General features: G+C 71.7%; 11 protein-coding genes and 2 pseudogenes. 4 read left to right on the plus strand and 9 right to left on the minus strand.

Annotated features, from left to right (window positions below):
- Positions 1–52: 52 nt before the first annotated feature.
- Positions 53–979: a LysR family transcriptional regulator gene (locus ACSHXN_RS08260; RefSeq protein ID WP_355142227.1), complete on the plus strand. Its 927-nt coding sequence runs from the start codon at positions 53–55 to the stop codon at positions 977–979.
- A 120-nt stretch (positions 980–1,099) separates the two neighbouring features.
- Here the strand turns inward: ACSHXN_RS08260 and ACSHXN_RS08265 are convergent.
- Positions 1,100–1,669 (minus strand): annotated as a pseudogene (locus ACSHXN_RS08265) (M20/M25/M40 family metallo-hydrolase); the annotation flags it as partial.
- A gap of 172 nt (positions 1,670–1,841) precedes the next feature.
- Here ACSHXN_RS08265 and tmpA point away from each other — a divergent pair.
- Complete coding sequence (tmpA, locus tag ACSHXN_RS08270; protein ID WP_438302858.1) at positions 1,842–3,479, plus strand: 2-trimethylaminoethylphosphonate dioxygenase; 1,638 nt, start codon at positions 1,842–1,844, stop codon at positions 3,477–3,479.
- Here tmpA and ACSHXN_RS08275 read toward each other — a convergent pair.
- From ACSHXN_RS08275 to ACSHXN_RS08300, 6 genes are all read right to left on the minus strand, one after another.
- Positions 3,476–3,676 (minus strand): hypothetical protein, encoded by a 201-nt coding sequence (locus ACSHXN_RS08275; protein WP_356294913.1) that lies wholly within the window; start codon positions 3,674–3,676, stop codon positions 3,476–3,478. The genes tmpA and ACSHXN_RS08275 overlap by 4 nt on opposite strands.
- A 9-nt stretch (positions 3,677–3,685) precedes the next feature.
- Positions 3,686–4,192 (minus strand): hypothetical protein, encoded by a 507-nt coding sequence (locus tag ACSHXN_RS08280; protein WP_355142223.1) that lies wholly within the window; start codon positions 4,190–4,192, stop codon positions 3,686–3,688.
- Positions 4,192–4,971 carry a GntR family transcriptional regulator gene (locus tag ACSHXN_RS08285; RefSeq protein ID WP_356111297.1) on the minus strand — a complete coding sequence of 260 codons (780 nt, stop codon included), beginning with the start codon at positions 4,969–4,971 and terminating at the stop codon, positions 4,192–4,194. Before ACSHXN_RS08285 ends, ACSHXN_RS08280 begins: the two co-directional genes overlap by 1 nt.
- Positions 4,972–5,085: 114 nt before the next feature.
- Positions 5,086–7,056: a phosphocholine-specific phospholipase C gene (locus ACSHXN_RS08290; RefSeq protein WP_438302859.1), complete on the minus strand. Its 1,971-nt coding sequence runs from the start codon at positions 7,054–7,056 to the stop codon at positions 5,086–5,088.
- Between the two features lie 31 nt (positions 7,057–7,087).
- Positions 7,088–8,851 carry an endonuclease/exonuclease/phosphatase family protein gene (locus ACSHXN_RS08295; RefSeq protein ID WP_438302860.1) on the minus strand — a complete coding sequence of 588 codons (1,764 nt, stop codon included), beginning with the start codon at positions 8,849–8,851 and terminating at the stop codon, positions 7,088–7,090.
- A gap of 748 nt (positions 8,852–9,599) precedes the next feature.
- Positions 9,600–10,151: an HPP family protein gene (locus ACSHXN_RS08300; RefSeq protein WP_438302861.1), complete on the minus strand. Its 552-nt coding sequence runs from the start codon at positions 10,149–10,151 to the stop codon at positions 9,600–9,602.
- A gap of 2 nt (positions 10,152–10,153) precedes the next feature.
- Here ACSHXN_RS08300 and ACSHXN_RS08305 point away from each other — a divergent pair, with 2 nt between their 5' ends.
- Together ACSHXN_RS08305 and ACSHXN_RS08310 are read left to right on the plus strand one after the other, a co-directional pair.
- On the plus strand, positions 10,154–10,384 hold the full coding sequence (locus ACSHXN_RS08305; RefSeq protein ID WP_355133882.1) for a hypothetical protein: 231 nt from the start codon (positions 10,154–10,156) through the stop codon (positions 10,382–10,384).
- A gap of 102 nt (positions 10,385–10,486) precedes the next feature.
- Positions 10,487–11,155 (plus strand): annotated as a pseudogene (locus ACSHXN_RS08310) (phospholipase domain-containing protein); the annotation flags it as partial.
- A gap of 81 nt (positions 11,156–11,236) precedes the next feature.
- On the opposite strand, the gene ACSHXN_RS08315 reads toward ACSHXN_RS08310, so the two are convergent.
- Positions 11,237–12,523 (minus strand): nucleotidyl transferase AbiEii/AbiGii toxin family protein, encoded by a 1,287-nt coding sequence (locus tag ACSHXN_RS08315; protein ID WP_438302862.1) that lies wholly within the window; start codon positions 12,521–12,523, stop codon positions 11,237–11,239.
- Between the two features lie 69 nt (positions 12,524–12,592).
- Positions 12,593–13,528, minus strand: a complete 936-nt coding sequence (locus ACSHXN_RS08320; RefSeq protein ID WP_438302863.1) for a nucleotidyl transferase AbiEii/AbiGii toxin family protein — start codon at positions 13,526–13,528, stop codon at positions 12,593–12,595.
- Positions 13,529–13,654 lie beyond the last annotated feature (126 nt).

A 13,654-nucleotide genomic window follows, 5' to 3' on the forward strand; every position in this document is an offset into this window, starting at 1 on the left:
GGGACGCGGGCCGTGTTTGGCGTTCGGTCCCGCCGTCCGGTACATCCATGAGGTGCTGTTCCGCCAACTCGAGTACCTGGTCGCCCTCTCGCGCGAGCGTCACTTCGCCCGCGCCGCGCAGGCCTGTTTCGTCTCCCAGCCCGCTCTCTCCGAGGCCGTCAGAAAGCTGGAGGAAGAACTGGACGTGCCGCTGGTCCGCCGCGGCCGGAAGTACGAGGGCCTCACGCCCGAGGGCGAACGCATCGTGGTGTGGGCGCAGCGGATCCTCGCCGACCGCGACGCCCTCAAGAACGAGGTCGGCGCCCTGCGCACCGGGCTGAGCGGCCGGATGCGGATCGGCTCGGTGCCCACCGCGTCCGGTGCCGTCTCGCTGCTGACGGGCCCGTTCTGCGCGGCACACCCGCTGGTGACCGTGGAGGTGATAGCGGACCTCCAGTCGGAGGAAATTCTCCGCCAGTTGCAGAACTTCGAGATAGACGCCGGCATCACGTATCTGCACAACGGCCTCTCGGAGCATTTCCAGGCGGTCCCGATGTACGAGGAACGGTATGTGCTGCTGACCACCGCCGCGGACGGCGCCGCCCGTTCGACGGCCACCTGGGCGGACGCCTCGAGGCTCCCGCTGTGCCTGCTGACCGAGGCCATGCAGGGGCGCAAGGTCCTGGACGGGGTGTTCGCGGAGGCCGGACTGCGGCCCTCGCCACGGCTCGAGACCGATTCGGTGGCCACCCTGTTCGCCCATGTCAGGACGGGCCGGTGGGCGAGCATCGTGCCGCACACATGGCTGCACGTCTTCGGGGTCCCGCAGGGGATGCGCGCGGTGCCGATGGTCGAGCCGGCCCGTTCGGTGCCGGTCGGTCTGGTGATCACCACCCGGGAGCCGGGATCGGTCATGGCCCGCGCCCTGGCGGACATCGCCCGGCACACCGATGTCGCCGCCGCGCTGGAGCGCCTTCCCGGGGAGTCCGGGACCCGGTAGCGCCGCCCGGCTTGCGCAAGGGCATGTACCCGCAGGGACCGCGGAAACCGCGTACGACGGCCGTCGGTACCGGTGTGTGCCCGCCGCGCCGGGGCGCCGGGCCGGGGGCCCGGACACGGCTCACCGCGTACCGGCCGTCCGGAGCACGGCGAGCACGAGGGTCCGTGCCACATCGACGATGTCCGGGATCCGTACCCGCTCCCGGGCGCCGTGGGCCAGCCGTACGTCGCCGGGACCGAACTGCAGGGTCGGAACGCCCGCCGCCGTGTACAGCCTCGGATCGCTTCCGTACGGCGCTCCGCGCTCGCGCGGTCCCGGGTTGCCGGTGGCGTCGGCGAAGGCGTCCCGGACGAGGTCGCGCAGCGGGTGGCCGGCCGGGAGCCGTCCTGGGGCGAACTGACCGCCGGGCCAGGTCACCTCCACCGGGTGGTCGCGCAGCCACGGGTCGGCCGCGCACACCTTGGCGACGTGCTCCTCCAGTTGGGCACGTGCGGCCTCGGGATCCTCGTCCGGACGAACCCCCAACCGCCCCTCGGCGACGAGGAGGTCGGGCACGCTGCTCGCCCGGTCGCCCGAGCGCAGGGTGCCCACCGAGAGTGCGTAGGGGACGCGGTACTCAGCCATCAGCGGGTCCGGGGAGGTGTTGCGCTCGGCCTCCAGCCCGGCCAGTGCCCGGTGCACCGGAAGGTAGAGGGCCGGGCGACGGCACCTTCAATCTCCCCGACCGGCCGTCGACTCCGGCGCCCGCGTGCCGCGGCGAGAGCGGGGTTCGCCGCATCGCCACCTTCCGGTCATCTTCCCGACGTGTGCGCCTGTGACCGTCGCAGAAGTTGGCTATACAACTTTTCCTCGAGGAGTGAACGTGTCCGCCCTGCCCACCTACCCGATCGGCGATCTGCCGGCGATGTGGCTCCGCGACAACTGCCCCTGCGCCGAGTGCCGCGATCCCCGCTCCGGACAGAAGCTGTTCCAGATCACCGCCCTGCCCGCCGGGCTGCGGGTGGGCTCGGCAAGCGCCGCCGTCGGCACCGCCGAGCCCGCCGTCGAGGTCGTCTGGGAGCCCGACGGGCACCGTTCCGTGTACCCGTCGGCCTGGCTGGCAGCCAACCGCCCCGGCCGTACCGACCACGGCGACCTGCGCACCGAGCACGGCAAGGAGCTGTGGACGGCCGGTGACATCGCGGGACGGCTGCCCGCGGCCGACTGGGCGGACTACCTCGGCAAGCCGGGCGTGCGGGCGCGGATGCTGGAGTCCGTGCTGCGGCTGGGTTTCATGCTGCTGCGTGCGGTGCCGCAGCGCGAGGACCAGGTGCTCGAGGTGGCGGAGACCTTCGGCTACGTCCGCGAGACCAACTACGGGAAGCTCTTCGACGTCCGCGTCGAGCCCGACCCGAACAACCTCGCCTTCACCTCGGTCGCCATCACCCCGCACACCGACAACCCGTACCGCGACCCGGTGCCGACGCTTCAGCTGCTGCACTGCCTGGTCAACGACGCGGACGGCGGCGACTCCGGTCTCGTCGACGGCTTCGCGGCGGCCGCGATGCTGCGCCGCGAGGACCCCGAGGCGTTCGAGGTGCTCACCCGCACGCCCGTCCCCTTCGTCTTCCGCGACGCGGGGACGGAGCTGCGCGCCGACCGCCCGCTGATCGCCACCGACTCACTGGGCCGGGTGCGCGAGGTGCGCTTCAACAACCGTTCGATCAGCACCCTGAGGCTGCCTTCCGAAGCGCTGGAGTCCTTCTACGCGGCCTACCGCACCTTCGCCGAGCTGCTGCTCCGCCCGGAGCTCCAGCTCGACCTGCGCCTCACCCCGGGCGACTGCCTGGTCTTCGACAACACCCGGCTGCTGCACGCCCGCACGGCGTTCGCCCAGGACGGGGCCCGCCACCTCCAGGGCTGCTACGCCGACCTGGACGGGCTGGCCGGCACGCTGGCGGTACTGCGCCGCGCGGACACCCTGGAGCCGCTGGTCGAGATGTTCGCCGGGGCGGGGACGGCGGAGTACCTGGGCGAGCCCGTCACCATGGCCCAGCACATGCTGCAGGCGGGGGCCAGGGCGGAGGCCGCCGGTGCGCCGCCGCACCTGGTCGCCGCCGCGCTGCTGCACGACCTCGGACACGTCGACGGCGAGGTCGTCACCGGTCTGGACCTGATGGCAGGGACGGACAACCGGCACAGCCACACCGGCGCCGACCTGCTGGGCCGCTGGTTCGGGCCCGAGGTCACCGAGCCCGTGCGGCTGCACGTGGCAGCCAAGCGCTATCTGTGCGCGGTGGAGCCGGACTACTACGACCAGCTGTCCGAGGCGTCGAAGTACACGCTGAAGGTCCAGGGCGGTGTGATGACTGCGGAGCAGGCGGCCGAGTTCGCCGCACTGCCCGGCGCCGCCGACGCGGTCGCCGTCCGCCGCTGGGACGAGGAGGCGAAGGACCCGAACGCCGACACACCTCCGTTCGAGCACTTCCTTCCCCTGCTCACGGCGCTGGCGCGCGGCTAGCGGGAGGCGAGGCGACGCGTCTCGGCGAGGTGGCAGCCGGCGTACCGGGCAAGGGCGAGCGCGTCCTCCGGTTCGTCCGCCCGCACGCGGATCCGGCGCACCAGGCCGACGCCGTTCAGCGCGACGCCCTCGCGGGCGAGGACGAACAGGAAGGCGAGGAAGGCTGACCGGGCGGGACGCGGCCGGGAAGGAACCACCGAACCCGCTCAGGACGCGCCGGGATCGCGGCGCTCCAGCGTGCGGATCCGTTCGGACGCGAGCCGGCGGATGCGCTTCGTGCGTCCCTTCGTGGCGAGGCGGTGGAGGACCGCGGGTTCGTCCGAGGAGTCCGCGAGGCCCAACTGGAGCCAGTCCGACCAGGAATCCTGGACGGACGGGTCGTCGAGCAGCGTGGTCACCGAGTCGCCCTGGAGTACGGCGAGTTCCCGAGCGCGGCGTGTGGCGTAGGCGCGACCGCGGTCGGCACCCAGCCGGTCGATCCAGGACGGACGGTCGGAGGGCGGAAGAGTGGCGAGAAGGTGCAGGACGATGCCGAGGGAAATGCTGTCGTCGGGCTCGACGGCCACGACGTCGAACAGATCCGGCAGCTGGGCGGGGTCGTCCAGGGCCCGGCGGTACACGGCCCATCGGTCGTGCTCGTCGGAGGGGTCACCGGCGTCGACACCGAGGCGACCGGCCAGAGCGGCCAGGACCGCATCGAGATCCGCGGGCATCAGGCCGTCCCCGTGCCCGGTCTGTGGCGCCGGCCCAAGGTGGAGGTGGCGACGGAGTTGTGGACCGTGAAGGAGATGGTGCCGGGCAGATAGCGGTCCTCGGACCACTCCACCGGGACCCCCGCCGGATCCGTGGTGCGGCGGCGCTCGCGCAGCAGGACCTGGCCCGGCGGGCAGTCCAGCAGCCGGGCGTCGTCGGCGTCGGCCCACGCGAGGTCGATCGTGTGGTCGGCGTCGGTGAAGAGCACGCCGTGCGCGACCAGGGCCTCGGTGTGCGAGACAGTGTCCGGCGGCAGTTCGGCCACCAGCGCACCGACCCGGGCCGGGTAGAGCGACCGCTCGACCATGACCGGCTCTCCGGACAGCGTCCGCAGCCGCAGCACCAGATACACCTCCGCCCCTTCCGCCAGGCCCAGTTGGTCGGCCTCGACGGGCTCGGCGGGCCGGCGCACCACCCGGTCCACCCGCCCGCCCGGCGTCTCGCCGGTGGAGCGCGCCCAGTTGGTGAAGCTCAGCAGTTCCGAGAAGCTCTGTGCCCGGGGCCCACCGAGCACCGTGCGCCGGGTGCCGCGCCGGGAGGTGACCAGTCCGTCCGAACGCAGCACGGCCAGCGCGTGCCGGATGGTGCCCCGGGAGACGGCGTAGCGCTCGGCGAGCGTCCCCTCCGGGGGCAGCTTCGCGCCGATGGCGTACTCACCCGCGATGATGGCCTCGCGGAGTTCGGCGGCGACCTTGCGGTAGCGAAGGTCGCTGTCCGGGGTGCCCTGCTCCTGCCCCACCGTCTCTCCTGGACTGCTCGTGTCGTGCGGGCCGTCCGCGCGGCCGGCTACCGACCCTACCCGGCGGGGGGTCGGGCCGGGCCGCGGCCCGGCCCGACCCCCCGCCGGCGCGCCTCACAGGGAGTGGACGGTTCCCGCGTACCGCTGCAGGAATCGGGTCCCGGTGCCCGCCGTCACGGTGACGTCGTAGCGTCCCTCGTCGGTGCGCCACGTCACCCGGGTGCGGTCGCCCGCCTTGACCCAGACGGTCTGCTCCTTGCCGGCGAAGTCGTTCGGCGTGAGCGTGAAGGCCACGTCGGAGCCGCCGTCGTTGCGGAGGTCGAACTCCACCGCCGCGTCCGCCGGCCGCCCGGAGCGCCGAAGGGCCGCCGTGACCGTCGGCACCGCGACATCGTCCTGGCCCTCGCGGACGAGGGTGCCGGAGAACCGGCGGACGAACCCGTCGGCGCCGTACACGGAGAAGTCGTAGCGGCCGTCGGTGGCCGCCGAGTCCCAGACGTACGTGCGCGACGAACGCGGCGGGACCGTGAACGGCGTACCGGTGAAGGGCAGGGCGACGTTCGGCAGCACGGTGAAGTGGTAGCCGACGCTGCCGTCGTTGGTGAGCGTGCAGGTGACCTTGCCGGTGGCGCGGTCGGCCTTCACGTCCGCCCAGGGCAGGTAGGGCAGCGGGCGGTGCGGGCGCGCGCCCTCCTCCTGCCCCGGCATGGACTGCTCCGTGGGGAGCTTCACGCCCGGCAGGGAGTTGCCGGCGTCCGCCTTCGCCATGAGCGCGACCGTGTCCGGGAGCACCGGGATGCTGTAGTCGGGCTTGGTGAAGTCGAAGCAGCTGGTCAGGTCACCGCAGACGGTGCGCCGCCAGTCGGAGATGTTGGGCTCCTTCACGCCGGTCACGTGCTCGAGGAACCGCAGCACCGACGTGTGGTCGAAGACCTGGGAGTTGACCCAGCCGCCGCGGGACCACGGCGACACGACCCACAGCGGCACCCGGCTGCCCAGGCCGATGGCCTTGCCGTTCGCGAACTCGTCCTTGGTGCCCGGCTCGGGGAACGGCGGGATGACGTGGTCGAAGTAGCCGTCGTTCTCGTCGTACATGAGGAGGAAGACGGTGTGCTTCCACACCTCGGGGTTGGAGAACAGCGACTGCAGCGCCGAGTTGACCCAGTGGGCGCCGTAGTCGGGGCTGGCCGCGGGGTGTTCGCAGAACAGGTAGGGCGCCACCAGCCAGGAGACCGTCGGCAGGGTGCCGTCCTTGCAGTGCTGGTCGAACGCCGTGAGGTCGAACTTCGTCATGGCGTTGATGTAGCGCGGGTCGTCCTTGGGGAACTCGTGGAACTGCTTGAAGTACGACAGCGCGTTGTCGTCGTAGTCGCCGTTGCGGTCGTCCGAGCCATCGGGGTTGTGGTAGACGCGCCAGCTGATTCCGGCCTGCTCCAGGCGTTCGGCGTACGTCGTCCAGTCGGCGACCGGGTTGCCGGTGACCGGCGTGTTGTCGGTCCAGGGGCCGGTGGTGCCGTCGACGCCGGGGCCCGCGGTGCCGGTCCACAGGTAGAGGCGGTTGGGGTCGGTGGGGCCGTTCAGCGAGCAGAAGTAGCCGTCGCAGAGCGTGAAGGAGTCGGCCAGGGCGTACTGGTAGGGGATGTCCTCACGGGTGAAGTACCCCATGGTGCGCTCGCCCTTGGCGGAGACCCACTTGTCCATGGCGCCGCCGTTGACGGCGCTGTGGCCGCTGTCCCAGTCGTGCGGGAGGCCGCCCGCGTTCTGCGCGTTGTACTTCGTGGTGTCCATGCGGAAGGGCAGAAGGTAGCCCTCCTTGCGTCCGCGGTCGGGCTGGCGGAACACCGTGTCGCCGCCCGCGAGCGCGGTCGCCTGGCGGTCGCCGAAGCCGCGTACACCGCTGAGGGTGCCGAAGTAGTGGTCGAAGCTGCGGTTCTCCTGCATCAGGATGACGACGTGCTTGACGTCGGTGATGCTGCCGTGCCGGGGGTCGCGCCCTGCGGCCTCCGCCGTGCCGGGGAGTCCGGCCGCGACGGCGGCTCCGGCTGCGGTGGTGCCTATGAAGGTGCGGCGGCTGATCTCGGTCATGGGTGCAAGGTCCTTCAGGTCGTTCGGGGGGTCAGCCGCGGGCGGGCAGGGAGAAGGTGGCGACGGCGGCCGCGTGGTCCGAGGGCCAGCCGTTGGCGGAGGTGCCCGGCACCGGCCGGGGCCAGCCGGTGAACAGGCTGTGCGCCTCCAGCACCTTCAGCCGTCCCGCGTACTGGATCTGGTCGATCCGGTCCTGGGGCTCCTTGCCGCCGTCCTCGCGCTGCGGTCTGACGGGGGACCAGGTGATGCCCGGCGCCTTCACGGGGTTGGAGCGGGCGTCGCGGAACGCGTCGACGAGGCCTGCCTGTTCCAGCGCCTCGGTGACGGGCCAGCGGAAGCGCCCCACGCCTCCGTGCGCGGATGCCGTCCGGTTCGTCCAGTCGTGGTGCGACGGCGAGGCGAGACCGGCTGCCAGTACGACGGGGTTGCGGGAGGCGACGTCCGCCCGCATCGCGGCCACCAGCGCCTGCGTCTGCCGGTAGCGCGTCGTCCCCCGCTCCGCGGACTCCACCTGTGCGGCGGTCCGGCCCGCCAGCAGCGCGTACGGGCCGTAGTCGGCCTCGTCCAGCTGGGCGGTCCACAGGCGCACCGTGGTGTCGCCCGGCAGGTGCAGGGTCGCGGCGGCGGCCGGGAGCGCCGCGGTGGGCGCGACGAGGCCGGTGAGCGGGTAGCGGCTGACGATGCCGAGGCCCCCGGCCTGGTGCACCTGCCAGCCGAGCGCTCCGGCGAGCCTCGCGGCCCCGTCGTCACCGCATTCCTGGACCGCGACGACGTCCAGGCCCTGGGTGAGCACAAGCCTGAGCTGCTTCTCCAGGAACCCGTCGACATGGGTGCCCGCGTCCCAGAGGTTCAGCGTGGCGACCTTGAGCCGGAGCCGGTCCCTGGAGGCACGCACCGGCACCTGGACGGTGACGGTGTCGCTGCCCACGGCGCTGTCGGTGACGGCGGCCACCACCCGGCCGGGTGTCCGCGGCGCGAGGGCCGGGGCCTTGCCGCTGACCGTGCCGTCCGCGGCCACCGACAACCACGGGTCGCCCGCGACACGTGTGAAGGTCGCGCTGCCGGCCGCATTGCCCTCGGGCCTGATCCACAGGCCGCCCAGCGGCACGGAGAAGGACGCGCCGGCGGTCTGCGGGGCGGTGGTGAGGGCGTCCACCACCGCGTGCGGGCGCGGGATCACGGGGCGGACCGCGAAGCTGAACGGGGTGGTGCGGGCCAGGATGCCGTAGCCGTCCTTGGCCAACAGGTAGGCGGTGTACGGCCCGCCGCTCAGCCCCGAGGTGTCGATCGTGATGTCGCCGGAGGCTCCGGGGGTGTACTCCCAGGCGAGGGAGGCGCCGTTCCCGGGCACCCGGCTGCCGTCGTAGACGCCGACCCAGTTCTTGGCGTCGGGTGCGTCGGTCGTCCAGTGGAAGGAGAGCTTGTCGCCCTCGTACGGGGCGGTGGTCTTCAGCTCGAGCGAGTCGCCCGTGGGGGCGCCTTCGAAGGTGAACGGCTCGGTCTTGGCGAGCACGCCGTAGCCGTCCTTGGCGAGCAGATAGGCGGTGTACGGGCCGTCGCTCAGTCCCGAGGTGTCGAGGGTCGTCTGCCCCGATGTGCCGGAGACGTACGTCCAGACAAGGGAACCGCCGCCGTTGCCGGGCAACCGGTCACCATCGTAGACGCCGATCCAGTTCTTCGGGTCGGGGGCGTCGGTCGACCATTTGAAGGTCAACTTGTCGCCGCGTTGCGGGGGCGTCGTGGAGCCGATCGTGATGCTGCTCCCGGACGCGGCGACCTGTGAGAGGGGTGGCATGGTGTTGGGTCCTCTCCGCCCCGGGTACCGTCGCGGCGGCACCCGGGCGAGCAAAGTTGTCTATATAACTTCGCTCCCAGCAAGCCGTCCCACGGCGACGGGCCCGTGAACGACGGGTTGCCGCCGACCGGGAAACAGACGGAAATCTGAAGATCCTGTGTCCGGGCCGAACGGCACCTGCCAGCCCTCGGCACCTCGATCGAGCAGCGACATCCGGGGGCTCGCACGCCCCGCAGCGGCCGTCGGAAGCGGAAACGGCCGTCTCTTCACGACGACGGACTCGCACGAGTGCGCCGTCGGGCAACCTGGGACGGCGCACGCGGCGCTGTGCACACAGCCGCACGCGTGCGGATGCGTCGGGAACAGGCGTGCAGCCGGCCTGGTCGCCGTGCGCCGAAGGAGTGGGGGTCGTGATACACGGTCCGTCACCGGGCGGCATGTTCGCATTCCTGCCGGCGGGTCGGCGGCAGCGGGCCGGAAGGCCTTGCGGTCACACCGGAGGCGCAGCCGACGCTCTGGGCCGAGGTACGCGAGGCGGCCCGCAAGGCCTGCCTCGTCACCACCGATGTCAACGCAGCGGTCACCGAACGGGCCCGCCTCCTGGGACTGCTGACGGGACCGCGCAGCCTGCACCTGGGCGTGCCCCTGCTCACCGGGCTCACCGCGCCGCTCCCGGTCGAGTCGTGGGACCGCCTCGGAGACGGTGCGGGCGGGTCGCCTTCCTCGACCGTGTCACGACCGCGGCGGCTCACCACCAGAACACGGGATAGACCTCGCGCCGCAGACGGGCGGAGACCATCTGCACCGCGACGAGCAGCGCGGCGCCGGCGGCCAGCAGGGGGACGAAGCGGGTGGCATGCGGTTCGGTGAGCATGATCATGACGGCGGTCGCCATGGCCGGCGGATGGGCCGCTCTGAGCACCAGCACAAGTCCGCAGGCGACACCGCAGGCCACCACGGCGGCCCAAGGGCCGCGCCATCCAAGGGTGAGCACGGCGAAGCAGACGAGGCACGACAGCATGTGGCCGCCGATGATGTGGCGGGGCTGCGCGAGAGGCGATTCGGGGGTCGCGGTCACGATCGCCATCGTGGCCGCGAGCGGCGGCACGAGCACCGTCTGGTGCATGAGCGCCCCCAGGGCCACCAGCACGGCCAATCCGACCGATGTGGTGAGGGCAGCGGCGACGGTGCGCGGAGGCAGGCGCGACGCGCCGGGACTCCGCCGGCGGACCGGAGAGCGCTTCGTCGGGCGGGGCGGCGCATCCACGGCTTCCTGCGTCCTGGGCACGTCATATGCCATGAATGCGACGTTCCGGCCCGGGCGTGGAGACGACGATCTCGGAGCAGCGCGATCTCTCCGGACTGCCGGGCGAGGACTGGACCTGGGCGTTCGGCATCAGCACGGGAACTCCTCGGCACGGTCCCCGCTTCCGGCCACGGCGGCTCGTCGTCCGTGAAGACGGGGATCACGCCCAGCATCGTGACCTCGCGAGCCGGTACGTGTCCAAGACCGCCCACTTATCGCCCGATTGAGCGCCTTTATCGAATGGGCCCCCCGACACGACCCCGGCAGCGGACGGTGTCCAGCGGCGCCGCGAAGGGAAGCGCACTCGGAGCGCAACGGGGCCCCGGCGGATGCGCGCGGTAACCCCCGTGGCATTCACCGGCGTTCCGGCCACCGGCAACCGCGTCCCCGCCGTGCGACGACCGCATCACGCCGAGCAGAATGCCCTGCCGTATCAGCCGAACCCCTACGTCAGCCGGTTCGACCACCATGCGAACGGCCGGATCCTGGTCTGGATCGACATGGCGAACCAGGGCGTACAGGCCACCGAGTCGGTGCCCTTCTCGGTCTACACCGGCGCCTGCCGCAGCGGCGGCCCGTGGCAGTACACCGTCGGCCCCTGCAACAGCGCCACGCACACCGACGGACAGGTGGAGGACTACTTCAACGTCGGCAGCGGCTACGGCAACGGGCTCCACGACCTGACCGTCGTCGGCCCCGACCGCTTCCTGCGTCGTTTCACCGGCAACGCACTCGGGCCGGCCGAGGACATCGAGGTCGGCTGCTCCTACGCCGCAGCGCCGACCACCGGCAAGCAGGCGGTCCGGTTCCGCATGACCAACCGGAGCCCGGCGGACGTCACCTTCACCATCACGTCCGGCAACTACCGCGGTGACGGCCGGACCCACCGGATGACCGCCGGAAACTTCGTGGACAACTCCTTCAACGCCGTTGCCCACAACGGCGGTCGGTACGACTTCACGGTCATGGTCAGCTCCGGCACCACCTTCTCGCGCCGCTTCGTCGGGCACCTCGAGACGGGCGCCCCGAGCGTCACCGGCCGAGCCGGAGGTCCGCACCCCGGGAAGGGGGTGCGGACCTCAACACCGCGCCGCGGGACTTGGCGTCACCGTCTTCTGCAGCCGTTCGAGTTCTCTGTCGAGCCAACCGCCGCTGCGCCGATGCGACTCGGCCAGCCAATGCCAGGAGGGGTCGTCGAACACGACGGAACGTGCGTCCTCCAGGGTGTGGCGATCGGCACCGAGGAGTTCCCGCGTGACGACGATGGCCGTCAGCAACGGGAGACCGGCCGCGTGCATCTTCTCCTGCACGGCGCGCATGCTCGTCCGCTTCAGCAGTTCCCGGCAGTCCCGGATCCGGGGCTCCAACCACCACACGTGGCGGGCGTACCCGTCTTCCCCGTGCCCCACCGCCTCGACGCTTCGGAACGTCGGTGCGAGCGCGGCGACCAGGCGGTCGACGAAGTCGGCGACACCCTCGGTGATGTCGGGGTATTCGGTGATGAAATGTTCCCACTCGACACAGCCCTTGAGGCCGGCGATCTCACGCAGCCCCACCGGCCGGCACCCGTCGGGCCCCGCGTCCAGGAAGACGTGCCGCAGCAGTTCGTCACGCAGCGGCGTGTGTTCGGCCAGCAGAACGGCGTCGTAGAGGTCCTTGCCCTGCGGATGCATGTCGCTCACCAGCCACATGAGTTTCCAGGCCAGTGACAACTCGGCCGTGGCCGCGCTCAGTACGGCCTGCGGGTCACCCGACGCCGAGGGGAGCAGGACGGGTTCGGGGTCGACGGGAAGATGCTCGTTGAAGACGAAGTCGAGTTGTACGACGCCGCCGGGCAACCCGTCGGAGCTCCACGGCAGTACCAGGCGCCGTCCTGGGACCCGGTCATACGTCCAGATGTCGTCGCTGACCGCTTCCTCCGCGTCGATCCGTACCACTCCGGCACCGTGCAGCGCCGCCCTCTCGGCGGCCCGGGCCACACCCTCGAGCATGGCGTCGGTCCGCTCCTCCTCGATCCGCCACGACGCCGGGGCGACGACGAAGTCCAGGTCGCCCGGCTCTCGTGCGGCATCCCCGAACCAGGCACGGAGCAGCACGCTGCCGCGCAGCACGAGCGAGGCCGCCCATGGGGAGCCGGAGATCGCCGAGAGCACCAGCTCGATCGCGGCGCGGCGAGCCGCATGCCAGGCCAGTTCGACGTCAGGGTCGGTGAACCGGGGATCCGAGGCTCGATAGGCCTGGGAGTACTGCTTGAGCGCAGGGTCGAACACCGGCCGCTGCACGACGCGGTCGTCCTTGACGGGACGCAGCGTCGGCGGCAGGTCGAGGCGCGCCCGGACCTCGTCGTCCAGCGGGACTCGAGGCACTGCGCGACTCCGCCGTCCGAATCCCTCCCAGGAATCAGTCATCACACACACGCCTCTCCCGCGCGACCGTCATCGATCGTGGCATCTCCGTTGCACACCGCGCACCTGAGGGGTGCCACCGGTGCGTCCGGTGGCCGGTGCAGGCCGGTGCTCCGTGAATATCGTTCCCAACGCTCGGCCCAGTCGGTGGAGCCAGTCCTCCCCGGTTCCCGTCACCCACGGGTGCCTCTCCTGGAACTCGGCCCAGTCCACCTCCCAACGGGCCACCGTGGCCGGGTCGAAACCGTCGGCTCCGGCGTCCGAAACGCGACCGAAGACCCTGCGGAGCAGACGCGGCGAGAGCCACGCTCCCTCGGCCTCCGCGAGGAGCACCGCGTCATACAGATCCTTGCCCTGTGCCGTCCGGCCGTCGCGGCTGTCGCAGTACAGCCACAGCACCTTCCAGGCGAGGGACAGGTCGCGGCTCGCCGTTCGTACCGCCGTGGGCCTGCCCCCGTCGCCGCGCGGTACCAGTGTCCACACCGGGGACTCGGGAAGCCACTCGCCCCGGGCGAAGTCGAGACGCACTTCGCCGGGCGGCAGGCCTTCCGTGTGCCATGGGACGACCAGTCGCACCCCTGGCGTGTCGTATTCCGTGTACGTCCAAGTGCCGTCCACGCGCGCCTCCTTCGCGGCGAGGAGCAACCCCGGGGCCGCCTCCGGCCACCGCTCCACGCGGTCGAGCAGGTCCAGGTACGGAGGGCCGGCATCGGCGGCCTCCTGCTCGTGCAGCCAGTGCAGACCCTCCGGAGGCAGCACCGGCCGCTGCCCACCTGTGTCGAACTCCTCGTAGGTCCACATCTCGTAGCGTGCCGCGCCGTCGGCGGCCTCGGGCCACTGCTGCACCGCGTCGGCTCCGTCGATGTACGGATACGGGTCCAGTGGATCGATCCCGACGGCGTTCTCCAGGACGACCCAGTCGAGGTCCGCCGGTTCACGCGCCGCGCTCCCGAGCCACGCCTGCATGACCATGCTCCCGCGCAGTACGAGAGTTCCGCTCCAGGGAGCGTCGGCGACAAGGGCGAGTACGTGGTCCAGGGCCGCACGATGGGCTGCTCGGCGGTCGACGCCGTTCCGCCTCCGGACCTCCGG

This window comes from Streptomyces sp. HUAS TT11 (assembly GCF_051553595.1).
Classification (GTDB): domain Bacteria; phylum Actinomycetota; class Actinomycetes; order Streptomycetales; family Streptomycetaceae; genus Streptomyces.

Coding starts and splice junctions, on each gene's coding strand:
- ACSHXN_RS08290 (WP_438302859.1), bottom strand. CDS start 7,056: ATGACCGAGATCAGCCGCCGCACCTTCATAGGCACCACCGCAGCCGGA.
- ACSHXN_RS08305 (WP_355133882.1), top strand. CDS start 10,154: ATGCGACGTTCCGGCCCGGGCGTGGAGACGACGATCTCGGAGCAGCGC.
- ACSHXN_RS08295 (WP_438302860.1), bottom strand. CDS start 8,851: ATGCCACCCCTCTCACAGGTCGCCGCGTCCGGGAGCAGCATCACGATC.
- ACSHXN_RS08320 (WP_438302863.1), bottom strand. CDS start 13,528: ATGCAGGCGTGGCTCGGGAGCGCGGCGCGTGAACCGGCGGACCTCGAC.
- ACSHXN_RS08280 (WP_355142223.1), bottom strand. CDS start 4,192: ATGCCCGCGGATCTCGATGCGGTCCTGGCCGCTCTGGCCGGTCGCCTC.
- ACSHXN_RS08300 (WP_438302861.1), bottom strand. CDS start 10,151: ATGGCATATGACGTGCCCAGGACGCAGGAAGCCGTGGATGCGCCGCCC.